Source organism: Pseudogemmobacter humi (assembly GCF_900609055.1).
Classification (GTDB): domain Bacteria; phylum Pseudomonadota; class Alphaproteobacteria; order Rhodobacterales; family Rhodobacteraceae; genus Pseudogemmobacter; species Pseudogemmobacter humi.
On the sequence record NZ_UXAW01000082.1, the window covers coordinates 1 to 21,046 of the forward strand.

At 67.1% G+C, this 21,046-nt stretch carries 27 protein-coding genes and 1 tRNA gene; 18 read left to right on the forward strand and 10 right to left on the reverse strand.

Annotated features, from left to right (window positions below; genetic code table 11):
- The first annotated feature begins 16 nt into the window (after positions 1-16).
- The 8 genes from XINFAN_RS14020 to XINFAN_RS14050 all read left to right on the forward strand — a co-directional run bounded on the left by XINFAN_RS14020 (position 17) and on the right by XINFAN_RS14050 (position 3,711).
- Positions 17-94, forward strand: coding sequence for a hypothetical protein (locus XINFAN_RS14020; RefSeq protein ID WP_267898354.1), 78 nt, complete (start codon positions 17-19; stop codon positions 92-94).
- A 147-nt stretch (positions 95-241) separates the two neighbouring features.
- Entirely contained in the window at positions 242-457 is a 216-nt protein-coding gene (locus XINFAN_RS14025) for a hypothetical protein (RefSeq protein WP_124087496.1), read from the forward strand.
- 67 nt (positions 458-524) lie between these two features.
- A complete protein-coding gene (locus tag XINFAN_RS14030) occupies positions 525-797 on the forward strand; it encodes a hypothetical protein (RefSeq protein WP_124087497.1) in 273 nt (90 codons plus the stop codon).
- Positions 790-1,167: a hypothetical protein gene (locus tag XINFAN_RS14035; protein WP_124087498.1), complete on the forward strand. Its 378-nt coding sequence runs from the start codon at positions 790-792 to the stop codon at positions 1,165-1,167. The genes XINFAN_RS14030 and XINFAN_RS14035 overlap by 8 nt, the downstream gene beginning before the upstream one ends.
- Positions 1,168-1,174: 7 nt before the next feature.
- Complete coding sequence (locus tag XINFAN_RS21980) at positions 1,175-1,351, forward strand: hypothetical protein (protein ID WP_199286427.1); 177 nt, start codon at positions 1,175-1,177, stop codon at positions 1,349-1,351.
- 1 nt (position 1,352) lies between these two features.
- Positions 1,353-2,750, forward strand: a complete 1,398-nt coding sequence (locus XINFAN_RS14040) for an APC family permease (RefSeq protein WP_124087499.1) — start codon at positions 1,353-1,355, stop codon at positions 2,748-2,750.
- Positions 2,750-3,430 (forward strand): hypothetical protein, encoded by a 681-nt coding sequence (locus XINFAN_RS14045; RefSeq protein ID WP_124087500.1) that lies wholly within the window; start codon positions 2,750-2,752, stop codon positions 3,428-3,430. The genes XINFAN_RS14040 and XINFAN_RS14045 overlap by 1 nt, the downstream gene beginning before the upstream one ends.
- Entirely contained in the window at positions 3,427-3,711 is a 285-nt protein-coding gene (locus tag XINFAN_RS14050) for a hypothetical protein (RefSeq protein WP_233352216.1), read from the forward strand. Before XINFAN_RS14045 ends, XINFAN_RS14050 begins: the two co-directional genes overlap by 4 nt.
- Before the next feature lie 4 nt (positions 3,712-3,715).
- Here the strand turns inward: XINFAN_RS14050 and XINFAN_RS14055 are convergent, their stop codons facing one another.
- The 6 genes from XINFAN_RS14055 to XINFAN_RS14075 form a co-directional block, all read right to left on the reverse strand.
- Entirely contained in the window at positions 3,716-4,003 is a 288-nt protein-coding gene (locus XINFAN_RS14055) for a DUF2218 domain-containing protein (RefSeq protein ID WP_124087536.1), read from the reverse strand.
- A gap of 76 nt (positions 4,004-4,079) precedes the next feature.
- A complete protein-coding gene (locus XINFAN_RS14060; RefSeq protein ID WP_124087502.1) occupies positions 4,080-4,628 on the reverse strand; it encodes a hypothetical protein in 549 nt (182 codons plus the stop codon).
- Positions 4,629-4,902: 274 nt separating this feature from the next.
- The gene (locus XINFAN_RS21775; RefSeq protein ID WP_160144626.1) at positions 4,903-5,061 is read right to left on the reverse strand and encodes a hypothetical protein; all 159 of its coding nucleotides are present in this window, start codon (positions 5,059-5,061) and stop codon (positions 4,903-4,905) included.
- A gap of 278 nt (positions 5,062-5,339) precedes the next feature.
- Complete coding sequence (locus XINFAN_RS14065) at positions 5,340-5,771, reverse strand: hypothetical protein (protein WP_124087503.1); 432 nt, start codon at positions 5,769-5,771, stop codon at positions 5,340-5,342.
- Positions 5,772-5,949: 178 nt separating this feature from the next.
- Positions 5,950-7,668 (reverse strand): methionine--tRNA ligase, encoded by a 1,719-nt coding sequence (gene metG / locus XINFAN_RS14070; protein ID WP_124087504.1) that lies wholly within the window; start codon positions 7,666-7,668, stop codon positions 5,950-5,952.
- Between the two features lie 303 nt (positions 7,669-7,971).
- Positions 7,972-8,721, reverse strand: a complete 750-nt coding sequence (locus tag XINFAN_RS14075; protein ID WP_124087505.1) for an SDR family NAD(P)-dependent oxidoreductase — start codon at positions 8,719-8,721, stop codon at positions 7,972-7,974.
- Positions 8,722-8,881: 160 nt separating this feature from the next.
- On the opposite strand from XINFAN_RS14075, the gene XINFAN_RS14080 reads away from it, so the two are divergent.
- Genes XINFAN_RS14080 through XINFAN_RS14095 form a run of 3 tightly spaced genes read left to right on the forward strand, consistent with a single transcriptional unit; the run spans position 8,882 to position 11,007 of the window.
- A complete protein-coding gene (locus XINFAN_RS14080; RefSeq protein ID WP_124087506.1) occupies positions 8,882-9,922 on the forward strand; it encodes an aldo/keto reductase in 1,041 nt (346 codons plus the stop codon).
- 51 nt (positions 9,923-9,973) lie between these two features.
- Positions 9,974-10,516: a hypothetical protein gene (locus XINFAN_RS21780; RefSeq protein WP_160144627.1), complete on the forward strand. Its 543-nt coding sequence runs from the start codon at positions 9,974-9,976 to the stop codon at positions 10,514-10,516.
- Positions 10,504-11,007, forward strand: a complete 504-nt coding sequence (locus tag XINFAN_RS14095; protein WP_124087509.1) for a lipocalin/fatty acid-binding family protein — start codon at positions 10,504-10,506, stop codon at positions 11,005-11,007. The genes XINFAN_RS21780 and XINFAN_RS14095 overlap by 13 nt, the downstream gene beginning before the upstream one ends.
- A 41-nt stretch (positions 11,008-11,048) precedes the next feature.
- On the opposite strand, the gene XINFAN_RS14100 is transcribed toward XINFAN_RS14095, so the two are convergent.
- Together XINFAN_RS14100 and XINFAN_RS14105 are read right to left on the reverse strand one after the other, a co-directional pair.
- A complete protein-coding gene (locus XINFAN_RS14100; RefSeq protein ID WP_124087510.1) occupies positions 11,049-11,660 on the reverse strand; it encodes an NUDIX hydrolase in 612 nt (203 codons plus the stop codon).
- Complete coding sequence (locus tag XINFAN_RS14105; RefSeq protein ID WP_124087537.1) at positions 11,632-12,048, reverse strand: DUF983 domain-containing protein; 417 nt, start codon at positions 12,046-12,048, stop codon at positions 11,632-11,634. The genes XINFAN_RS14100 and XINFAN_RS14105 overlap by 29 nt, the downstream gene beginning before the upstream one ends.
- Before the next feature lie 277 nt (positions 12,049-12,325).
- Here XINFAN_RS14105 and XINFAN_RS14110 point away from each other — a divergent pair, with 277 nt between their 5' ends.
- From XINFAN_RS14110 to XINFAN_RS14120, 3 genes are read left to right on the forward strand one after another with little or no spacing between them, the layout of a single operon-like run.
- Entirely contained in the window at positions 12,326-12,940 is a 615-nt protein-coding gene (locus XINFAN_RS14110) for an RNA polymerase sigma factor (RefSeq protein WP_124087511.1), read from the forward strand.
- A 3-nt stretch (positions 12,941-12,943) separates the two neighbouring features.
- The gene (locus XINFAN_RS14115) at positions 12,944-13,330 is read left to right on the forward strand and encodes a dihydroorotate dehydrogenase (RefSeq protein ID WP_124087512.1); all 387 of its coding nucleotides are present in this window, start codon (positions 12,944-12,946) and stop codon (positions 13,328-13,330) included.
- Positions 13,331-13,334: 4 nt separating this feature from the next.
- On the forward strand, positions 13,335-13,841 hold the full coding sequence (locus tag XINFAN_RS14120; protein WP_124087513.1) for a periplasmic heavy metal sensor: 507 nt from the start codon (positions 13,335-13,337) through the stop codon (positions 13,839-13,841).
- A gap of 922 nt (positions 13,842-14,763) precedes the next feature.
- Here XINFAN_RS14120 and XINFAN_RS14125 read toward each other — a convergent pair.
- A tRNA-Leu gene (locus tag XINFAN_RS14125) sits at positions 14,764-14,850 on the reverse strand.
- 139 nt (positions 14,851-14,989) lie between these two features.
- The gene (locus XINFAN_RS14130; RefSeq protein WP_124087514.1) at positions 14,990-16,630 is read right to left on the reverse strand and encodes a peptidoglycan-binding domain-containing protein; all 1,641 of its coding nucleotides are present in this window, start codon (positions 16,628-16,630) and stop codon (positions 14,990-14,992) included.
- Here XINFAN_RS14130 and lipB point away from each other — a divergent pair.
- The 4 genes from lipB to XINFAN_RS14150 all read left to right on the forward strand — a co-directional run bounded on the left by lipB (position 16,535) and on the right by XINFAN_RS14150 (position 20,712).
- Positions 16,535-17,401, forward strand: a complete 867-nt coding sequence (gene lipB / locus XINFAN_RS14135; RefSeq protein ID WP_124087515.1) for a lipoyl(octanoyl) transferase LipB — start codon at positions 16,535-16,537, stop codon at positions 17,399-17,401. The genes XINFAN_RS14130 and lipB overlap by 96 nt on opposite strands.
- An 83-nt stretch (positions 17,402-17,484) precedes the next feature.
- A complete protein-coding gene (locus XINFAN_RS14140; RefSeq protein WP_124087516.1) occupies positions 17,485-17,904 on the forward strand; it encodes a c-type cytochrome in 420 nt (139 codons plus the stop codon).
- A 381-nt stretch (positions 17,905-18,285) separates the two neighbouring features.
- Positions 18,286-19,956 (forward strand): cytochrome c oxidase subunit I, encoded by a 1,671-nt coding sequence (ctaD, locus tag XINFAN_RS14145; RefSeq protein WP_124087517.1) that lies wholly within the window; start codon positions 18,286-18,288, stop codon positions 19,954-19,956.
- A gap of 270 nt (positions 19,957-20,226) precedes the next feature.
- On the forward strand, positions 20,227-20,712 hold the full coding sequence (locus XINFAN_RS14150; protein ID WP_124087518.1) for a DUF2244 domain-containing protein: 486 nt from the start codon (positions 20,227-20,229) through the stop codon (positions 20,710-20,712).
- Positions 20,713-21,046 lie beyond the last annotated feature (334 nt).

Genomic DNA, 21,046 nt, shown 5'->3' on the forward strand with positions numbered 1-21,046 from the left:
CGGCGACAAGCGCGGCCTGTCGCGGCTGATGCTGGGCTCGGTCGCGGCCGATGTGATGGCGCGCGCGCATTGCACCGTCACCGTCGCACGATAAGGCGCGAAAGACCCTGAGACGACGCTCCGGCCGGCCGGGAGGGCCTGCCGGAGCCTTGCCTCTCCGCCCCGGTCATCGCCCAGGCGGGTGAAGTTTAATCCATTGAATCTCCAGAATTATCCGCCCGGACCTCCGGGGCGGGCAGTGATGGCCGTGAACGGTCGCGGCGCCTTTTCGGCCTTTCTTAAACTGCCGTTTTTTCAACCTGACGGCGTAATTTTGTTGCAGAAGAAACTTGACAGAGTGGCATGGCGGGCGCTTCCTGAGGGGAAAAAAGTTTTCAATTCAGAAAACCAGCGCATGGGCCCGGCGCAGACCGCTCACGGTAAAATCGGGTTCAAGGGAGGGATGCGAAATGTCTGATCTTGCGAGACAGAATGTGTCTGGTCTGACAGGAGGGGAGTCAGACCTGACCAGACGGATCATAACCATGCACCGGCGCGACGTGACGGTGGCATGGGCTTTTGTCCTTGGTTTGTGGTTCTCGATCATTTTCGTGGCAATCGGCACCTGGTCGCTGGCGCCCACCGGCGGCGCGCGCACCGCGCTGCTGATCGGGGGCGCGGTTGTGCTCATCTTCAACACCGCCGCCATTCTGGCCATGCTGCGGCATTACCGCGAGGATCGCGACTTCATGTATGGGCTGGACATCCAGTTCCTCGATGAGGCCCGCGAGGCGAAGAAAGGACGCAAACATGGCTAAATACGTCGCCCCCGTGCAGGGCAAGGTCGGCCAGATCATCGACGTGATCGTGCTTCTGATCATGGCGATCGGCGCGCTCTACATCCCGCTGTGGATGGGGCTTGCCGGATCCTCGAAGGATCCGCAGCCGGTCGAGAATCCGACCTGGGAGAGCCTCGGGCAGAATCCGGCCATGGTCGAGCAATGGGAAAAGCTCGGCTATTCCGATGCGGCCTCGGCGGCCGAACTGATCACCGCCCGGTTCGACTACAGCTTCTCGATCACGGCGCTGATCGTGATGATCGTGGTCATCGTGGGCTATTATGCGATCCTGCTGCGGTTTTCCGAAAAGGAATACCGCGAAGTGATCGCCGAGAAATTCGGCGAGTGAGGCCAATATGGATCTGTGGAATTATCTTGAATACGCGGCCTGGGCGGCATCGTTCCTGTTCGGCCTGTTCATCGTGATCGACTGGATCAGAACCGACAGCACCTACAGCGAGGACTTCCTGACCTCCTCGCGCGAGGGCGAGCTGGAAGCTCTGACCGAAGAACAACATCATCACCGGGGGTAACATGGCGCAGGCGCAAACAACCGAACACGTCGGCCTTGCCCGTGTGCTTGGCCCCGCCCATATCTGGGCGCTCGGGGTGGGCATCGTGCTCGTCGGCGAATATATGGGCTGGAACTTCTCGGTCGGCAAGGGCGGCGCCTATGCGGCGCTGATGGCCTGCTGGTTCGCGGGCATTCTTTACACCTGCGTGGCCATGATCGATTCCGAGGTGACATCGACCGTCGCCGCGGCGGGCGGGCAATACACCCAGGCCAAGCATATCGTCGGGCCGCTGATGGCCTTCAACGTCGGGCTCTATCTGGTCTTCGCCTATACGATGCTTGAGGCCGCCAACGCGATCACCTTCGGCTTCCTCATCGACACCGTGGCGACGATGAGCGGGCACGAGGCCGGCAGCCTCGATCAGCGGCCGTTCATCATCCTGGCGATCATGTTCCTCGCCTGGCTGAACTATCGCGGCGTGCTGGCGACGCTGACCTTCAACCTGGTCATCACCGCCATCGCCTTCACCGCGGTGATCGTGCTGTTCCTTTCCACCTCGGGGATCTTCACCGACAGCCCGCTGCGCCATACCGAACTGATGAGCGGCCCGGCGGCCATGCCTTACGGCTGGCTCGGCGTGCTGGCGGCGATGCATTTCGGCCTGTGGTATTACCTCGGGATCGAGGGCACCACCCAGGCCGCCGAAGAGGTGCGCAGCCCGGCGCGGTCGCTGCCCTTCGGCACGCTCGCGGGGGTCATGACGCTGGCCATCGCCGCGACGCTGACCTGGTATGTCTGCTCGGGGCTGATGCCCTGGGAATACCTGGGTCAGGCCGGGGTGCCGCTGTTCGACGCGGCGCGGCTGTCGGGATCGACCTTCCTGATGGTCTTCCTGGGCATCGGCACGATGTTCGCGACGCTGGCCTCGGCCAACGGCTGCATCAACGACGCCAGCCGCGCCTGGTTCGCCATGGGCCGCGACCGCTATCTGCCGGGCTGGTTCGGTGCGGTGCATCCGCGCTACCGCACCCCGTACCGGGCGATCATCTTCCTCGTGCCGATCGCGCTGATCTTCGCGCTTGGTGCGCCGATCGACCAGGTGATCACCTTCTCGATCCTGTCGGGCCTGCTGGAATACACCTTCATGCCGCTGAACATCATCCTGTTCCGCCGCAAATGGCCGCTGGAATCGATCAACCGCGGTTATGAGCACCCGTTCCACCCGCTGCCGGCCTATGTGCTGCTCGGGCTGTGCGGGATGACCTTCTTCGCGGTGTTCCTTGGCTACGGCACCCAGCTGGTGGCGATGATCGCCTTCTACATCGTCGTCTCGCTGTGGTTCCACTTCTGGCGCTACCGTTTCGTCAACCGGGGTGCCCAGTTCACCATGCCCTGGCCGAAACCGCGGGGCTATTGATGGAAACCGGACTTTTCGTCCTGATCCTTGGCGGGGGGCTGGCAATGCTGGCCCTCCGTCTTCACCATTCGGCGGCTGAGCGCAAAGCGGCGCGCGAGGGTTATTTCGACCTTGTGGCGCAGGGGATGTCGCGGCTGCGCCGTGCCATCGCGCCGACGGGGTTCGCGCGGGTGTCCGGCGATGTGGCGGGGATGGAGGTCGATCTTCAGGCTGTCCCCGACACGCTGACCTGGCGCAAGCTGCCGGCGCTGTGGCTCCTGGTCACGGTGCCGGGCGCGCTGCCCCTGCGCCAGCGGATCGACCTGATGATCCGTCCGCGCGGGGTCGAGCCGTTTTCCGGCTTTGCCGATCTGCCGCATCAGACCTGGCTGCCGAAGGATTTCCCCGAGGATGCCGCGCTCCGCAGCGAAGAGCCGCTGTCGCCGGAAGAGGGCGCGCTTCTGCGCCGCCATCTGGCGATCTTCGACGATCCGCGGGTCAAGGAGCTGATTCTCGGCCCGACCGGGCTGCGCATCACCTGGCTGGCGGACGAGGCCGAACGCGGCCGCTATCTGATCTTCCGCGAGGCCGAGATGGGCCGCATCCCGCTGGCCCCCGAGGATCTGGCGCCGCTGCTGGACAGGCTGGCCGCCTTGCGCGAGGATATCCTGCAAGACGACCAGGCAAGGAAATGCGCATGAAACCGCCCCCCAACCCGTATCTGGTGCTGGCCTCGGCCATCGTCCTGCCCGGCTCGGGCCAGGTCTGGAACGGCGAGCCGTTGCGTGGGCTGATCTTCCTGTTCTTCCTGATTCTCCTGGGCGGCTTCACCCTGGTGACCGCCGCGCCCGACGTGTCGTTCCTCGGCCGCTATGCCGGAGGGTTCTTCGTCTGGGCGATGGCGATTTTCGATGCCTACAAGCGCGCCCGCATCCGCCAGGTGGTCTGGGAGCATGGCCGGGGCGAGGGGCAGCGCGGCTGACGGATCAGCCGTTCAGCTGCCAGGTGAAACCGCTGAACCCGTCGCGGAAGGCAAAGGTCACCAGGTGCTTGTCGACGATATAGCGGGCCTCGATGATGCCGCGGACATCCTCGGCCGAGACCGTCACGCTCAGCCCGGTCTCGTCTGCCGCCAGATCCATCGGGCCGGGGCCGAGCAGCGCACGGCCCCGGTGTTCGTCGAAGCTGACCTCGATCTTATGGGCGAAATGCTTGCAAAGCTGTTGCAGATATTTCGGGCCGTTTTCAGTGGCAAAGCGGGCGGAAGAGGTCAGCATGGCATAATCCCTGTGATATGGGCAGGAATTATGCGCTGGCCGCGCGGGGGGCAAGCCCCGCGCGGGGAAAACCTCAGTGTACGAGGCGCAGATGCCGCGCGGCGGGCCGGTCGATGCGGATCTGGGGGCTGACCCGGGCCGGCGCCGCGGCGGCGGGGGCCGCTGTCGCGCCCGCCGCAGCGGGGAAGCGCGCGGCGAAAGCCAGCGCCACCTGGATCAGCATCGGGTCCATCTTTCCGCCGGTCAGATCCAGCACCGCGCCGCGTGCCAGATCGGCGCGGTCGCGCCGCATGGCATGGATCATCAGGCAGAAGGCCGCTTCCTCGGCGGTCGCCTGTTCGCGGCAGCTCTGGCACATCGGATTGGCGTAATGGAAATCCTCGCGCCGCACCTGGCGGATGGTCTGGATCACCGCCAGGAGGCCATGCGCCACCTGCGGCCCGCGCGCCTCGCCCCAGCGTTCCGCCGCGCCGGCATAGGCGCTTTGCCAGGCCTGGCTTTCCGGCCGGGCGAAAGCGGTCAGGAAATGCCGCATCACCGCCAGAAGGCCGGTCTCGAAATCGTCGAGGCCCAGCGAGGCCACCGGGACCGCATCGGGCGTGGGAAGATGATCATGCGTCATGGAACGGGCTTTCACCAGGGCAAGAGGGCGCGACCGCGACCGGCCCCGGGCGGGGCGCGGCCGTGTTGCGCGCAGAGGGGGGAAGGTCTCCTGAGGTCATGATCGTCCTTTCCGCCGGGCCGCCTGCGGCAAGCCGCGGGCTCCGATCTGGCAAAAGGCTCGATCACCGTTTCCTTAGTGAAATAATCGGGAATTTGCAAGCCCTGAAATCATACACCTTTCGCGGCCCGCCGCAGAGGCAGGCCGCGCCATGTCGGGCAGGGGTGCAGGGGGCTTATTCGCTGAGAATGCTCTGGCTGCCGGGATCGGCGAAGAACAGGTCTTTCGGAGCGAGGACCAGCAGCATCACCGATCCATAGGCGAGCGCGAAAAGCAGAAGTCCGATCAGGGTGGTGCGGGGCAGAGCAGAGCGTCGTCGCAGAGTGTCGGTCATCGTGTTCTCCCATCGGGCAGCTGTGGGACTCGGAACGGCCGTCGGCAGACTGTGCCATGAAAATGCGCGGCGATGGTCCCGAGTTCCCGCCTGACGGCAGAATTCTGTTCTTCAATTCGCGCTAAAGGCGAAAACGGATGCCCGGATGGCGCCCCTTCCGGGCCGGAACCGGGAAATTCTTCGCAGGTGCAGCATCAGGGACGGCGGCGCAGCGAAGTCGGGCAATGGAAAAGGCCGGCCGGATCGCTCCGGCCGGCCCTTATCCGATCCGCCCCGGATCAGTAGCAGACATACCAGTATTCGCAGTAGCCGTACCAGTCGCACCAGTATTCCCAGTAGCACATGGCGCGGTTCTGGGTTTCTGCGGCATCGCGCAGGGCCTCGGCTTTGGCGACGACCAGCTGGTCATCCCCGGCGGCGGCCACCGCCTCGTCGAGCACCTTGCCCAGATCGACCGGCTGGCCGCCGGATTCGATGGTGGTGCCCTCGGCCACGTCGAGCATCATCTGCACCCCGGCGATCATCGCCAGCGCATCGCCCTTCGAGCGGCCGTAGTTGATCATCGCATTGGCGGTTTGCAGCGTGGCGTTCTTTTCCGCCTGTTCGGCGGGTTTAAGGCCGGCCGGCGCGGGCGCTGTCTCTTCCGCGGTAACGGCGCCAGAGGTGAAAACGGCTGCCGTAAGGGCAAGGGCAGTAAGAAAACGCTTCATATCAGTCTCCCAGGGTTTGGGCTGAAACAACCCGCGGTAAAATTCTGTCCCAACCTGGCCGCGATCCCCGTTTGGCCGGTTGCAGGGTATTTTTGCCCGAGGCCGCGGAGTCGGGCAAATGAATTTACCTGTCATGCGGGTTTTGCCAGGCCCGGCGCTTTCCCGGCGGCGGCAGGGATCAGGCGCGGATCCCTGCGAAGCGCTCGGCCCAGGCCGCGCGCTCCTCGTCGGTGATCTTGCGGAACAGGTTCTCGGGCACGCTGTAGGGCGCCCCCCCGGCCACCAGTGTCATCGCCGCCGCGGTATCGCCGGGCCAGTCGCTGTCGTCGCGGTGCAGGGCCGCCATCATCGCCGCTGCCGCATCGGGGATGAACGGGGCCGAAAGCACGGCGTAAAGCCGGATCAGGTTCATCCCGAAACGCACGATGGCCGCCGCGGCCTCCGGGTCGGTCTTGACCACGCTCCAGGGCGCGGCTGCCTGGAGATACTCGTTGCCGGCGACCCAGATCGCGCGCAGCTCGCTTGCCGCCTTGCGGATCTCGATCGCGTCCATCAGCCGCTCGTATTCGCGGATGCGGGCGTTCAGATCCCGGATCAGCGCCTCTTCGCGCGGGCCGTAAGCCCCGCCCGCCGGCACCGTCTCGCCGAATTTGGACCGCGCGAATTTGGTGATCCGGCTGACGAAATTCCCCAGAACGTCGGCCAGATCCTTGTTCACCGAGACCTGGAAATTCTCCCAGGTGAATTCGCTGTCGGCGCTTTCCGGGGCGTGGCTCAGGAGCCACCAGCGCCAGTAATCGGCGGGCAGGATCGACAGCGCCTGATCCATGAACACGCCGCGCCCGCGCGAGGTCGAGAACTGACCGCCGTCATAGTTCAGATAATTGAACGATTTGAGGTAATCGACCATCTTCCAGGGCTCGCCCGAGCCGAGGATCGTCGCCGGGAAGGAAAGCGTGTGGAACGGCACGTTGTCCTTGCCCATGAACTGGTAATAGGTCACGTCCTCGGCGCCCTTGTCGGTGCGCCACCAGCTTTGCCACTCGGCATCCGTCTTGCCGTTCGCCTCGGCCCATTCGCCCGCGCAGGCGATATATTCGATGGGGGCGTCGAACCAGACGTAGAACACCTTGCCCTCCATCCCGGGCCAGGGCTGATCGCCCCTTTGCACCGGAATGCCCCATTTCAGATCGCGGGTGATGCCGCGGTCCTGCAAGCCCTCGCCGTCATGCAGCCATTTCTTCGCGATCGAGGTGGTCAGGATCGGCCAGTCCTGCTTCGAGTCGATCCAGGCCTCGATCCGCTCCTTCATCGCCGACTGGCGCAGGTAGAGGTGCCTCGTCTCGCGCAGCTCCAGCCGGGTCGAGCCCGAGATCGAGGAATGCGGGTTGATCAGATCGGTCGGGTCGAGCTGTTTGGTGCAGTTGTCGCACTGGTCGCCGCGCGCGCTCTCGAAGCCGCAATTCGGGCAGGTGCCCTCGATATAGCGGTCGGGCAGGAAGCGGCCGTCATCGACCGAATAGAACTGCTGTTCCGAGACCTCGCGGATATAGCCGTTGTCGGCCAGAACCCCGGCGAAATGCTGGGTCAGCCGATGGTTCTGCGGGCTGGACGAGCGGCCGAAATGGTCGAAGGACAGCCGGAAGCCGCGCGCGAGATCCGCCTGGACCTCGTGCATCCCGGCACAATATTCCGCGACCGGCTGGCCGGCCTTGGCGGCGGCGAGTTCTGCGGGCGTGCCGTGTTCGTCGGTGGCGCAAAGGAACATCACCTCGTGCCCGCGCCCGCGCATGTAGCGCGCGAACAGATCGGCCGGAAGCTGCGAGCCGACGAGGTTCCCCAGATGCTTGATCCCGTTGATATAGGGAATGGCCGAGGTGATCAGAATCCGTGCCATGAAAGCGCCTTTCAACCCGTTCGGATGCGGGGTTTAGCGCGCCCTGCGGGCAAGGGCCAGCACTTCCATGGCGCGCGCGTGCAGGAACCGGCGGGGGACAAATTTCCTGGAAGAAATTTGCAAATTCGTTGGAACGAATTTGGGGCAGGGCGCAGCCGCGCGCACCTGCCGGGCCGGTCGCCTGGCGCGCGCGCGGCGGATGCCTCCGGCGGGGGTATTTGTATCAGGGTGAAAAGCCCTTTCATCCTGACCCAAATACCCCGGGGGAGTCTCCGAAGGAGACGGGGGCAGGGCCCCCTTCTTTCACTGGGCGCAGTAGGCGCCGTCCACGAGATGGTAGCTGCCGGTGATGAAGCTGGCCTGATCCGACAACAGGAACAAGGTCAGCGCCGAGACCTCTCCGGCCTTGCCGAGCCTTCCGATCGGGTGTTTCGAGATCAGCCAGTTGCGCGCCTCCTGGTCGAAGCCGGACAGAAGCGGCGTGTCGATGAAGGCGGGGCCGACCGCGTTCACCCTTATGCCTTGCGTGGCGTATTCCATCGCCGCGTTCTTCGTCAGCCCCACCACGGCATGTTTCGCCGCCACATAGGCCGGCGCCCCGGCGAAGCCCTGGCTGCCGAGTATCGAGGCCATGTTGACGATCGAGCCGCCGCCCGATTGCAGCATGGCGGGGATGCCGTAGCGCAGCCCGTAGAACACCGCGTTGAGATTCACCCCGATCACCTGATGCCAGCCGTCGAGCGGATATTCCCCGGTGGGCGCCGAAGGCCCGCCGATCCCGGCGTTGTTGACCAGAAGATGCAGGCCGCCGTTCGCGACGGCTGCCGCCACCAGTTGCTCTACCGCTGCGGGGTCCGAGACGTCGCCGCAGGCTGCCACCCCCTGTCCGCCGGAGGCGAGGATCCGGTCCACCACCTTCTGTGCCGTATCCTCGTGCAGATCGGCCACCACCACCCGGGCACCAGCCGCCGCCAGATCCAGCGCGACGGCCTCGCCGATTCCGGATCCCGCGCCCGTTACCAGCGCCGTCTTGCCGTCGAACCTGATTTCCATGGCTTTCTCCTTTGTCACATCCTTGCCCAGTCTGGCACGGATCGCGTGACGGTTGTATTGATCTTGCTCAATCCGCGCCTCTTGCGCGGCCCGGCGCCCTGCGGGGGCTTGTGCCCGGCGGGGCCCGCGCCCAGGTTCGGGCTAGGATGAGGAAACCGCGATGCAGATGATTCCGCTTGGCCGCACCGGCCTGACCGTGTCGGAGATTTGTCTCGGCACCATGACCTGGGGCAGCCAGAACTCCGAATCCGAGGCCCATGGACAGGCCGATCTGGCGCTTGAGCGCGGCGTGACCTTCTGGGACACCGCCGAGATGTATCCGGTCAATCCGACCCTTGCCGAGACCGCGGGCCGCAGCGAGGAGATCATCGGCTCCTGGCTCGCTTCGCGTGGGCAGCGCGAGCGGCTGGTGCTGGCGACCAAGGTCACCGGCAAGGGCCGCATCCTGCGCCCGGGCGAGCCGGTCACCGGCCAGGTGCTGCGCAGGGCGCTGGAGGCCTCGCTGCGCCGCTTGCGCACCGATTACGTCGATCTTTACCAGATCCACTGGCCGAACCGCGGCAGCTATCATTTCCGCCAGAACTGGGATTACGCGCCCCGGGGCATCGACAAGGCGGTCGAGACCGCGCAGATGACAGATATCCTGACCACCGCTCAGGCGCTGATCGCCGAGGGCAAGATCCGCGCCATCGGCCTGTCGAACGAGACGGTCTGGGGCGCCTCGCGCTGGCTTTCGCTGGCCGAGAACCTGGGCCTGCCGCGGATGGCGACGGCGCAGAACGAATATTCGCTTTTGTGCCGCCAGTTCGACACCGACTGGGCCGAGCTGTCATTGGCCGAGGATATGCCGCTGCTGGCCTATTCGCCGCTGGCCACCGGGCTGTTGTCGGGGAAATATGCCGGCGACGTGATCCCCGAAGACAGCCGCCGCGCGGTCGCGCCCGAACTGGGCGGGCGGATCACGCCGCGGGTGTTCCCGGCGGTGGCGGCCTATCTCGGCATCGCCGCGCGCCACGGGCTCGATCCCTGCCAGATGGCGATCGCCTTCTGCCGCTCGCGCCCCTTCACCACCATTCCGATCATCGGCGGCACCAAAATCGAACAGATCGCCAGTGATATCGGCGCGGCGGGGCTGCGGCTCACGCCCGAGCTGCTGGCCGAGATCGCCATGGCGCATCGCGAGCATCCGATGCCCTATTGATCGCCCCGGGCGTTTCGGGGCAACCTGCCGGGATAACAAGGCGGGCAGCCGATGGCAGGATTTTCACGAGGGGTCGCGGCGGCGTTTTGCCTGCTGCTGGCGGGCTGTGTGGCGGGCGGGAAGATGCCCGATGCGCCCGCGAATGTCATCACCGGCGATGTGATCGAGGTGACGGCGCTGGACGCTCCCGCGCCCGCCGCCGCGAAACCCGCGGCCGGTCCTGCGGCAGCGCCGGTGCCTGCGGCGCAGGAGACGGCGGCGCAGGAGGCCGTGGTGCAGGAGACCGTGGCGCAGGAGGTGGCGGCTGAAGCCGCGCCGCCCGCGCCCGAAGCCGCGCCGCCGGTTCCCGAGGTGCAGAAGAGCGCGGCCCAGCTTGCCTGCGAAAAGCGCAAGGGCGTCTGGTCGAAGACCGCCGCGGGGCTGCATGGCTGCGTCAGCTTCACCAAAGACAGCGGCAAACGCTGCACCCGCTCGGGCCAGTGCGAGAGCCAGTGCCTCGCCCGCTCGGGCACCTGCGCGCCCTATGCGCCGCTGTTCGGCTGCAACGAGGTGCTCGACGACATGGGGCGGAGGATGACCCAATGCCTGCAATGATCCGCCCGCTCGTGCTGGCGCTGCTGCTGGCCGGTTGCGCCGCGCCCGAGCCGGTGCGGATCGCTTCGTTCCGTCCCGAAGGCGCGCCGATCTGGTCCGCCGCCGCCTTCGCCCCCGCCCGGATCGAGGGCGAGTGGCGCCAGGTCGCGACCTTCTCCGCCGCAGAGCCCGGCTGCCGCCCCGGCGGCGCGGTGTTCCGCCGCGAGGGCGAGGCGCTCACGATCCAGGCCCGGCTGTGCCTGAACGGGCGCGAGGTCACGGCCTCGGGGCCGGTGACGGTTTCCGGGCCGGGGCGGCTGACGGTGCCCGGGATGGGGGAATGGTGGGTGATCTGGGTCGACAGCGGCTATCGCACCCTGGCCATCGCCACACCGCGCGGCGATTACGGCTTTGTGCTGGACCGTGGCGCGATCTCGTCCGACCGGCTGCGCGCGGCGGCGGAAATCTTCGATTTCAACGGCTACGCCAAAGGAAATCTGCGCCCATTTTGATACCAGATCAAAGGGATGGGCGGCGTTCTTCGCGCAATCTCTCAGGTGATGCGGCGGAAGGTGGGCACCGGGCCGGAATTGTCGAAAAACGGCACTCCGGGCTGTGTGCCGCCCGCCATCAGATTGGTGACCTCGGCCAGCACCACTTCGGTCACGAAGGGCAGATCCAGCGCCCGGGCCTCGGGCAGGCCGATCCAGTGCAGATGCGACAGCTCGTCCGAGGCGCCCGCGAAATCCTCGGGGTCGGTCGCCAGCGTCCCGGCCTCGGCCAGGAAGAACCGCGCATCGAACCGGCGCGGGCGCCCGCGCGGCGTGATGGCGCGGAAGATGTAGCGCAGACGCGCGGAGCCGGGGGAGAAGCTCTGCCCGGTTTCCTCCAGCAATTCGCGCAGCGCCGCCGTGGCCAGCGCCCCGGGCGGCGTGGCGCCGCCGGCAAGCCGCGAGATACAGGCCGGATCCAGCATCGAGGCGTCGCCGGGCAGATCACCCGCATCCACCCCGCCGCCGGGAAAGACGTATTTCGACGGCATGAACACCGCTCCGGCGCCGCGCTGGCCCATCAGCACCCGCGGGACGCCGCCGTCGCGGCGCACCAGCACCACGGTCGCGGCGTCGCGGATCGGCTCATCCGCGCTCATCGCCGCCGAATCCATGCATCCGTTTCGCCCATTGCAGCCCGACGAAGGCGCCCTTCAGCCGCGGCAGCAGGTAAAGCGACAGGCCGACGCAGGCCACCGACAGGATCGCCGCCGTGGTCAGCGGATCGGGCTTCCAATGCGCGTAAAGCAGCAGCATGACCGGCGCGAGGATATGGCCGACGATCAGGATCGTCATATAGGCCGGCCCGTCGTCGGCGCGCTGGTGGTGCAACTCCTCGCCGCAGACCGGGCAGGCGTCGCGCACCTTCAGATAGCTCGCCAGCAGCGGCCCCGCCCCGCAGGCCGGGCAGCGGCAGCGCCAGCCGCGCAGGACCGAGGGCCATGTCGGCCGCTCGTCCGCCTGCGTGTCCACCACGCCTCCGGCTTCGGTCACCGAGGCCATATCCCGGGCCATTTGGGGCGCAAGCCCCGGTTCGCTCATATGCATCGTCCAGACCATCCTGCGGCAGATTCCATCCTGCGCGCCCTATGTAAGCGGTTTAAGGCGCATTTCACAGAGACCTTTACGTCGCAGGGGGGCAGGTGCGGCGCGCGGGCGCGGGGGCGGCATTTTCCTGCTGACCCGCGCGACGGAAGCCGCCGGCTGCGGCGTTTGGTCTGGCGAGAGGCAGGCTTGCGGGCCTTTGCGGTCACCGGCGGTTCCGGGTTAACAGATGGGAATGGAGATGCCCCGCGATACGGTCTGCGACACCGACGATGCGGCGCTTTTGGCCCGTTACGGCCGGGGCGACGCACTGGCGGCGCGTGAGCTGACCGCGCGGCTGTTGCCGCGGGTGCTGGCTTTCGCCAGCCGGATGCTGGGCGGCGACCGGACCGAGGCCGAGGATGTCGCGCAGGAGGCGATGCTGCGGCTGTGGCGCGCGGCGCCGGGCTGGCGCAGCGGCGAGGCGAAGGTCAGCACCTGGCTTTACCGGGTCGCGGCCAATCTGGCGACCGACCGGCTGCGCAGCCGCAGGCGCCGGTTTCGCCGCATGCTGGGCGGGCCGCTCGCGCTGGATGAGGCGCCCGAGCCCGCCGACGAGACGCCCGGCCCCGAGGCGCGGCTGATCGGAGCCGAGCGGCTGGCCGCGCTCGACCGGGCGCTGGCGGCTTTGCCCGAACGCCAGCGCGAGGCGGTGGTGCTGCGCCATCTGGAGGGGTTGTCGAACCCCGAGATCGCCGAGGTGATGGGGATCGGCGTCGAGGCGGTGGAAAGCCTGACCGCAAGGGGCAAGCGCGGGCTGGCCGCGGTGCTGAAGGATCAGCGCGCGGCTTTGGGATTTGAAGGAGACTGAGCGATGGAAACGCGGGATCTCGACCGTCTTTTCGCCCGGGCGCGGGCCGATGCGTCCGAGCCGTCAGCCGCGCTGGTCTCGCGGGTGCTGGCCGATGCCGATGCGGTGCTTGCCGGGCGCCGCGTGCCGGTGCAGCCGCGCCGCCGCCCGGGCGCCGGGCTGAGGGCGCTGTGGCTCTCGCTGAGCGCGGGTTTCGGCGGCGGCGGCGTGCTGGCCAGTCTGGGGGCGGTGGCGGCGATCGCGGTTTTCCTCGGTTATTCCGATCCGGCCGGTCTGGGCACCACGCTCGGTGCCGGCCTGGGCGGGGATTTCCTGATCACTATGGATGCCACCAGCGATGCCGGGCTCGAAATCGTGCCGGTGGCCGAATATTTCCTGAGCGGGGGCTGATCCGATGAGTGGCAAGATTTCGGCGCCCGAGGCGCCCGCGCGGACCCGGGGCTGGGTGAAGGTGCTGCTGGCGGTCTCGCTGGCGCTGAACCTCGCCGTCGCCGGTCTGGCCGCCGGGTCCTGGCTCGGCCATGAGAAGGGCGGCGGCACCTCGCGGCGCGACAGCGGCCTTGGTCCGCTGGCCAGCGCCATGACGCGCGAGGACTGGCGGGCGATGCGCCCGGCCTGGGTCAGCCGCAACCCCGATCTCGGCCGCGGTGCCGAGGCGCTGCGCGCGGAATACGATCCGCTGCTGGCGGCGCTGCGCGCCGAGCCCTTCGAGGTGGAAGCTCTGCATGAGGCGCTGGCCCGTATCTCGGAAAGCAACGCGCGCCGGTTGTCGGCGGCGCGCGAGGTGATCGGCGGTTATCTCGCCGGGCTCGACGCGGGTCCGCGCGCGGCTTATGCCGACCGTCTGGAAGCGGCGCTGAACCGCGCGAAACCCGGGTCCAGACCGCCGGCGGAGGGCTGAAGGGAAGGCCTGTCCGCCGCCCGAAAGCCCCGGGATCGCATCGGGGCGGAACCGATCCGTTGCCAGGAGGGGGTTGCGCCCCGTCGGAAAGGGGGCCGCCGGTTTGTGGTGGCCTGACCCCCTCCGGGTCCGGCGGGCCATTCTTCCGCCCTGGCTCTTCCGGTATATCGTGGTGGCGTTTCCCGGCTCGGTCTGTCTGGATGTTCCTGATCGTCTCGGCCAGGGCGTTGTCATAGCTCTGGCGGATGTGCCTGCTGCTGCTGCCAGCCCGAATCTGAATATCGCGAGCCGCGGTCCGAAGGGTGAGCCGGACCCTGGCGATGCACGGGCCGCCTGTCATGCGGCACCTGTCCGGGCGCACCGGGGACGAAGCCAGCGATACGAGGAGCCGGGGCGCCAATAACGGAGGCGGTGCAGACGTGAACCTTGCCCGGCATCAGCGCGCCGACTGTCGGCTGGACCGGGACGGTGCGCCCTGAACTGACTGTTCGCGGCGGGCGTGGCCGGAGTCATCGCGCGCGGCATTCACGCCCACAGCCTCGCCGCCGCGCAAGCCGGGCCGGATCAGGCGCGAAGGGTTCGACGCTGGAATCGAAACCGCCGCGCAGTCTGCCGCGCCCCTTTCGACCGGATATGCCGAAGAGATTCGCCCCTTCGGAATGAGGCAAGCCATGGCCGATCTGCAATGCGTCTGTGTCCGCGTTTGTGACCCGAACTCCGACGTCAGTATGTCCCATTCGACCATCCGCGAGATGGCCGGTAGGGGGAACTGCGGATCTGCAAGAGCTGCGGCAAGGCTCTGCTGACGGTTTGCGAGGGGATGGAAACCATTGGGCAGGCCGTCAGGCTTTCCGAAATGGCCGGACTGACATGGCCTGAAAAAGCAAAAACCCCGGAAATTCCGGGGTTTGCCTGATCCGAATGGTGCGGATGAAAAGACTCGAACTTTCACTCCGGTTAAGGAACAGCGACCTCAACGCTGCGCGTCTACCAATTCCGCCACATCCGCACATTCGGGATCAGATGGCGGGTATTTAGCGGCACTCGTCGGGGAAGGAAAGGGGTAATTTTCAGCTTTCCCTCCGCGCCGTGCGCTTTCGCGGCGCGGAGGGATTTTCAGGAATTCCGGGCGCTTATCCGGGCCGGCCCTATTGCGCCACGAAGAGCAGGAAGGGCAGCCGCGCCGCCACCGCGGCAAGCTCGGCGCCGCTGCGCATCGCCTCGCCGCCCGGGGTGGCGGGCTGCGGCGCAGATTCGGTCCCGATCAGCGCGAACGCATCCTGCGAGGCGGCGGGCAGCGCGGTTTCCGGCGCCGGTGCGGCCTCCTCGGCCGGGGCAGCCACGATTGAAACCGAGGTCTCGGGCGCCGCCTCGGGCAGGCCCGCCGCAAATTCCGGCGGCGCCTGGTCGGGGCTGATGCTGAACGAGGGCAGCGCGGCTTCCTTCACCTCGGGCTCGGGCGCCAGTTCCCAAGCCCGTCCGGCCAGCGTATAGGCCGCCTTGCGCACCAGCGCCTCGCGGCCCTGCGCCCCCGGCACCAGCGCATCGGTGCCGCCCTTCATCGCGCCGAGCGAAATCTCATACCAGCCGAAGGCCAGATCCGCGCGCTGCGCCGCACCGAAGCCGCGCACCAGATGATGGCCGAGCATCTCTGCGTAAGAGGTTTCCCCCATCGCCGTCAGCAACAGCGCCGAGCCGATCGCCACATCGAGCTGGTCGCGCTCGTACCCGACGCCCAGGCAGACCCTGGCGGTGCCCGAAAGCTGGGCGGGCGACATGCCCGAGTTCATGATGAACCCCTCGACCCCGGTCAGCACCTCATCGGCGGGGCGCAGGGACAGCGCGGCGACCTGATCCTTCAGCACCGGGCCGAAGGCCGCGCATTGCGCCGCGATCTCGTCGGCGGATACCCCGGCGACCTTGGTCTGGAGCCCCTGCCCGGTGGTGATCGCCGCGGCGCGGGTCAGGCAGAACTGCTCGGCGATGGCGGTATTGGCGTCGCCCATCGTCTCGGCGGTGACATAGCCGCCGTTGGTGGTGGCGGTCAGCTGCACCCGGTTGCAATCGGCCGACAGCGCGCCGTTCGCGCCATTCGCGTCCATGAACGAGGGCAGCGAAGGGGAGGCGGCCACTTCGACCGGGGCAGGGGCGGCGGGCGCCTCGGGAACGGGTTCCGCGGCGATCAGCCCGGGAATCGCCGCGGCGGCGGCCGCGCCGACCGCACCTGCCGGGGCCATGCCCGCGGTGGCGCCATAGCCGGTCATCTCATCGCGCTGCGCCAGCAGCACGCCGCGCACGCCATAATGGCTGCCCGCGATGATGTCGCGGATCGTGGTGCCCCCGGCCTCGGCCCGGGCATGCGAGGTGACGAGGATCGTCCGCTCGTCGCCGGTCAGATCGCCGGTGATGCCATGGCCAAGGAAGGCCTGGTAATCGCGCACCGCGGCTTTCGACTTGTTGCCGAGCACGCCATCGGCGGTGCCGACGTTCCAGCCGAAGTAATTCAGCGCGCTCTGCACTTCGATATTGGCGGCGCGCTGTTCGGCCGACATCGAGGGCGCGGCCTTCTTCGCGGTGGATTTCGAGGATTTCGCCCTGGGCGTGGCGGCCTTCTTGCGGTTCTGATCCTCGTTGATGGCGGCGCCGATCAGCCCGCCCACGATCAGACCGGCGATCACGTCCTTCCCGTCGGCATGGGCGGGGCGCACCAGCGGCGAGACGGGCGCGAAGGACAGCGAGGCCAGAAGAAGGCAGGGCAGGGCACTGGTTGCAAAGGCCTTGTGCTTCATTGCAATACTCCGTCAGAAAACAGACATCCTGGCGCGATCCTATCACGGAAACGTGGGCGGAAAAGCCCGGAATTCCTCAGCATCCGAAAGGCGCCCGCCGTGGTCGAATGGGTTCATCTTCCGGGCCTTGCCCCCTATGCCGAGACGCTGGCCGCAATGGAGGCCCGCGCCGGCGCCATCGCGCGCGGCGAGGCCGACGAGGCCCTGTGGCTGCTGGAGCACCCGCCGCTGTATACCGCGGGCACCTCGGCCGATCCGGCCGATCTGATCGCGCCCGACCGTTTCCCGGTGTTTCCGGTGGGGCGCGGCGGGCAATATACCTATCACGGGCCGGGCCAGCGGGTGATCTATACCATGCTGGATGTGAAGGCGCGCGGCGGCGATGTGCGCTGTTTCGTGCGGGCGCTGGAAAACTGGGTGATCGCGACGCTCGCGGAATTCGGCGTGAAGGGCGAGATCCGCCCGGGCCGCGTAGGGGTCTGGGTGGTGCGCCCCGACCGGCCCCCCGCGGCCGACGGCAGCCCCGCCGAGGACAAGATCGCCGCCATCGGCATCCGCATCCGCCGCGGCGTCAGCTTTCACGGCATCTCGATCAACGTCGAGCCGGATCTGTCGCATTTCGGCGGCATCGTGCCCTGCGGCATCCGCGACCACGGGGTCACGAGCCTTGTCGATCTGGGCCTGCCGGTGGGGATGGCCGATCTGGACGCCGCGCTGATGCGCAGCTTCGATCCGTCTTTCGCCGAAGGCCCGGCCTGCCGCCGCGACTGAGCGCGAAGGGCTTGCATCCCCGGCGCCGGGGCCGCATTTCTGGGGCGGGAACGCCACCTCCTGCCCATCGAGACGAGGAAGCCATGTCCAGAACCGTATCCGGGATGATCCTGTCCGCCGCCCTGAGCCTCGGCGCGGCGCTGCCTGCCCTCTCCGGCGACGCCGTGAAGGGAGAGAGCGAGTTCCGCAAATGCAAGGCCTGCCATTCGATCACCGCGCCCGACGGCACCGTGATCGAGAAAGGCGGCAGGACCGGGCCGAATCTTTACGGGGTGATCGGCCGTCCGGTCGCCTCGGACCCCGATTTCTCCTATGGCGCCTCGATCCGCGAGGTCGGCGCCACCGGGCTGGTCTGGGACGAGGCGGCGCTGGCCGATTATGTTGCCGATCCCGGCCGCTGGCTGAAGGAGAGGCTCGGCGGCAGCGGAACCTCGAAGATGACCTTCAGGCTCGGGAAGGGCGGCGAGGACATCGCCGCCTGGCTTGCCAGCCTTCCCCGCTGACGCGGCCCGGGCGGCGGCCTCTCCGCCTTTGCGCGGCGCATCCCTCTGGGGCGGGGCAATTTTTCCGGCCGGATTGCGGTGCTGCGGGCTCTGGCCCGGTTCGGCTGCGGACCCGCCCGTCCCGGGGGGCGCGCATATCTGTCGCACCCCCCGGGGCGGGCAGATCGCGCTGCCCTCGCCCCGGCTGATATCTTGCGGCAAACAAACATCTTTCCGCCCGCCATCCGCCCCCTTCGGCACCCGCCGGAGACGGCAATCAGATTTGACACAGATCAAATCCGCCGTTGCGGCCTCTGTTGCGGGCAGCTAAACAAACATCAGCAAGGGAATGGGACCCCAGCCCAGGGCTGGCGGTCCCGAGTGCAATAGCGGGAGACGCCTATGGCGGATGCAGCCATCCACGGGCATGACCATGACAATCGGGGGTTCTTCACCCGCTGGTTCATGTCCACCAACCACAAGGACATCGGGGTCCTCTATCTGTTCACGGCGGCGATCGTCGGACTGATCTCGGTCATCTTCACCGTCTACATGCGGATGGAGCTGATGGAGCCCGGCGTCCAGTATATGTGCATGGAAGGGATGCGCCTGAGCGCCGCGGCCTTCGGCGAATGCACCCCCAACGGCCATCTGTGGAACGTCACCGTCACCGCCCACGGCATCCTGATGATGTTCTTCGTGGTGATTCCCGCGCTGTTCGGCGGTTTCGGCAACTATTTCATGCCGTTGCAGATCGGCGCGCCGGACATGGCCTTCCCGCGGATGAACAACCTGTCCTACTGGATGTATGTCGCCGGGACCGCGCTGGCCGTGGCCTCGGTCTTCTCGCCGGGCGGTGACAGCCAGCTTGGCTCGGGCGTGGGCTGGGTGCTCTATCCGCCGCTGTCGCATATCGAAGGCGGCTATTCGATGGATCTGGCGATCTTCGCCGTCCACCTGTCGGGCGCCTCGTCGATCCTCGGCGCGATCAACATCATCACCACCTTCCTGAACATGCGCGCCCCGGGCATGACCATGCACAAGGTGCCGCTGTTCGCCTGGTCGGTCTTTGTCACCGCCTGGCTGATCCTGCTGGCGCTGCCGGTGCTGGCCGGCGCGATCACCATGCTGCTGACCGACCGCAATTTCGGCACCTCGTTCTTTGCCCCGGCGGGCGGGGGCGATCCGATCCTCTACCAGCACATCCTGTGGTTCTTCGGCCACCCCGAGGTCTATATCATCGTGCTGCCGGCTTTCGGCATCATCAGCCAGGTCATCGCCACCTTCTCGAAGAAGCCGATCTTCGGCTATCTGCCGATGGTCTATGCGATGGTCGGGATCGGCGTGCTCGGCTTCATCGTCTGGGCGCACCACATGTATACCGTGGGCATGTCGCTCCAGCAGCAGAGCTATTTCATGATGGCCACCATGGTCATCGCGGTGCCCACCGGCATCAAGGTGTTCAGCTGGATCGCGACGATGTGGGGCGGCTCGGTCGAGTTCAAGACCCCGATGCTGTTCGCCTTCGGCTTCCTGTTCCTGTTCACCGTCGGCGGCGTGACCGGCGTGGTGCTCAGCCAGGCGCCGCTCGACCGCCAGTATCACGACACCTATTACGTCGTGGCGCATTTCCACTATGTGATGAGCCTCGGCGCCGTCTTCGGCATCTTCGCAGGGGTCTATTTCTGGATCGGCAAGATGTCGGGCCGCCAGTATCCCGAGTTTGCCGGAAAGATCCATTTCTGGCTGATGTTCATCGGCGCCAACCTGACCTTCTTCCCGCAGCACTTCCTCGGGCGTCAGGGCATGCCGCGGCGCTACATCGACTATCCGGCGCAGTTCGAATACTGGAACTGGATCTCGTCGATCGGTGCCTTCGTCTCCTTCGCCTCGTTCCTGCTGTTCATCTGCATCGTGTTCTACACGTTGTTCGCCGGCCGCCGGGTCACCCAGAACAACTACTGGAACGAATATGCCGATACGCTGGAATGGACCCTGCCTTCGCCGCCGCCCGAACATACGTTCGAGCAGCTTCCCAAGCGCGAGGACTGGGACCGCTCGCACAGCCACTGACGGCAAAGGCCCCGGGAAACCGGGGCCTTTTGCTTTCGGGCCAATGTCGCAGGATATCCTCGTGGCCGTTCCCTCTTGCAGCACCGCCTCTGACCAACAGGCCTGTCGCCGCCGGCTTCGGGATGATCGCGATCCGTATATCCGGTATCCGCTCGCTGCCCGGGCCAATGCGCGCCCCGCTTCGGCGCCCCGCGCCGGCTCCGGTCCCGCCCCCGGCGCTTCCCTGTCTCTCTGCGGCCATTGCTCCGGCCGCCGGAACTGAACACGCAAATGCCCTACCACTGGCTGCCCCCCTCAGGCGAAACCCGCCGCCTTCACCTGAGCGCCCACCGTTCGCTGCCGCCTTACGGCTTCGTCTGGTTCATCGGCGGCACCGCGGCGTTGATCTTCGTGCCGCTCCTGCCGGTGATCGCCACGCCGGTTTTCTGGGGGCTTCTGCCCTTCGTCCTCGCCGCGCTCGGTGCGATCTGGTGGGCGCTGAAACGCTCCTGGAGCGACCGCGCCGTGACCGAGGATCTGATGCTGTCGCGCGATCTAATCACTCTGACCCGCCACGGTCCGCGCGGGAAGGTGCAGAACTGGCAGGCCAATCCGTTCTGGGCCTCGGTCCATCTGCACCCGCGCGGCGGGCCGGTGCCGGACTATCTGACGCTGAAAGGCGATGGCCGCGAGGTCGAGCTCGGCGCCTTCCTGACCGAAGAGGAGCGCCGCGCCCTGAGCCGGGAGATCGCCGCGGCGCTGGCGGAGATGCGGTGAGGGCGAGAGCGATACCGACGGGAACGCACGGCGATGTCTGCGCGAGACCCCGGCAAGAGGACGCGGAGTTTCGCGGAGCATCAACTTCGACCCCAGAGCCCGCGATCAGCAAGAGGGCGGCTTTGCCGCTGACCTTCCCCGGTTTTTTGATCAGGTTGCGACCGGAATGCTCCCCCGGGAAAGCAGGGACGATGAAGCTGTTACGGCTGCCATGTCGGCGCCCCGGTCGGGTCCGCGAGGGGCGCGACGGCATCTGCGGGAAAGCTTGCGCGGGCATGTCCGAGGCGACGTGCCGGACCGGCTCACCATAGCTGGCCTCGTTTGCGGCGTTGAG

Coding starts and splice junctions, on each gene's coding strand:
- XINFAN_RS14025 (WP_124087496.1), top strand. CDS start 242: ATGGCCGTGAACGGTCGCGGCGCCTTTTCGGCCTTTCTTAAACTGCCG.
- XINFAN_RS14030 (WP_124087497.1), top strand. CDS start 525: ATGCACCGGCGCGACGTGACGGTGGCATGGGCTTTTGTCCTTGGTTTG.
- XINFAN_RS14035 (WP_124087498.1), top strand. CDS start 790: ATGGCTAAATACGTCGCCCCCGTGCAGGGCAAGGTCGGCCAGATCATC.
- XINFAN_RS21980 (WP_199286427.1), top strand. CDS start 1,175: ATGGATCTGTGGAATTATCTTGAATACGCGGCCTGGGCGGCATCGTTC.
- XINFAN_RS14040 (WP_124087499.1), top strand. CDS start 1,353: ATGGCGCAGGCGCAAACAACCGAACACGTCGGCCTTGCCCGTGTGCTT.
- XINFAN_RS14045 (WP_124087500.1), top strand. CDS start 2,750: ATGGAAACCGGACTTTTCGTCCTGATCCTTGGCGGGGGGCTGGCAATG.
- XINFAN_RS14050 (WP_233352216.1), top strand. CDS start 3,427: ATGAAACCGCCCCCCAACCCGTATCTGGTGCTGGCCTCGGCCATCGTC.
- XINFAN_RS14060 (WP_124087502.1), bottom strand. CDS start 4,628: ATGACGCATGATCATCTTCCCACGCCCGATGCGGTCCCGGTGGCCTCG.
- XINFAN_RS21775 (WP_160144626.1), bottom strand. CDS start 5,061: ATGACCGACACTCTGCGACGACGCTCTGCTCTGCCCCGCACCACCCTG.
- XINFAN_RS14065 (WP_124087503.1), bottom strand. CDS start 5,771: ATGAAGCGTTTTCTTACTGCCCTTGCCCTTACGGCAGCCGTTTTCACC.
- metG (WP_124087504.1), bottom strand. CDS start 7,668: ATGGCACGGATTCTGATCACCTCGGCCATTCCCTATATCAACGGGATC.
- XINFAN_RS14075 (WP_124087505.1), bottom strand. CDS start 8,721: ATGGAAATCAGGTTCGACGGCAAGACGGCGCTGGTAACGGGCGCGGGA.
- XINFAN_RS14080 (WP_124087506.1), top strand. CDS start 8,882: ATGCAGATGATTCCGCTTGGCCGCACCGGCCTGACCGTGTCGGAGATT.
- XINFAN_RS21780 (WP_160144627.1), top strand. CDS start 9,974: ATGGCAGGATTTTCACGAGGGGTCGCGGCGGCGTTTTGCCTGCTGCTG.
- XINFAN_RS14095 (WP_124087509.1), top strand. CDS start 10,504: ATGCCTGCAATGATCCGCCCGCTCGTGCTGGCGCTGCTGCTGGCCGGT.
- XINFAN_RS14100 (WP_124087510.1), bottom strand. CDS start 11,660: ATGGATTCGGCGGCGATGAGCGCGGATGAGCCGATCCGCGACGCCGCG.
- XINFAN_RS14105 (WP_124087537.1), bottom strand. CDS start 12,048: ATGGCCTCGGTGACCGAAGCCGGAGGCGTGGTGGACACGCAGGCGGAC.
- XINFAN_RS14110 (WP_124087511.1), top strand. CDS start 12,326: ATGGAGATGCCCCGCGATACGGTCTGCGACACCGACGATGCGGCGCTT.
- XINFAN_RS14115 (WP_124087512.1), top strand. CDS start 12,944: ATGGAAACGCGGGATCTCGACCGTCTTTTCGCCCGGGCGCGGGCCGAT.
- XINFAN_RS14120 (WP_124087513.1), top strand. CDS start 13,335: ATGAGTGGCAAGATTTCGGCGCCCGAGGCGCCCGCGCGGACCCGGGGC.
- lipB (WP_124087515.1), top strand. CDS start 16,535: ATGGGCGGGGCGCACCAGCGGCGAGACGGGCGCGAAGGACAGCGAGGC.
- XINFAN_RS14130 (WP_124087514.1), bottom strand. CDS start 16,630: ATGAAGCACAAGGCCTTTGCAACCAGTGCCCTGCCCTGCCTTCTTCTG.
- XINFAN_RS14140 (WP_124087516.1), top strand. CDS start 17,485: ATGTCCAGAACCGTATCCGGGATGATCCTGTCCGCCGCCCTGAGCCTC.
- ctaD (WP_124087517.1), top strand. CDS start 18,286: ATGGCGGATGCAGCCATCCACGGGCATGACCATGACAATCGGGGGTTC.
- XINFAN_RS14150 (WP_124087518.1), top strand. CDS start 20,227: ATGCCCTACCACTGGCTGCCCCCCTCAGGCGAAACCCGCCGCCTTCAC.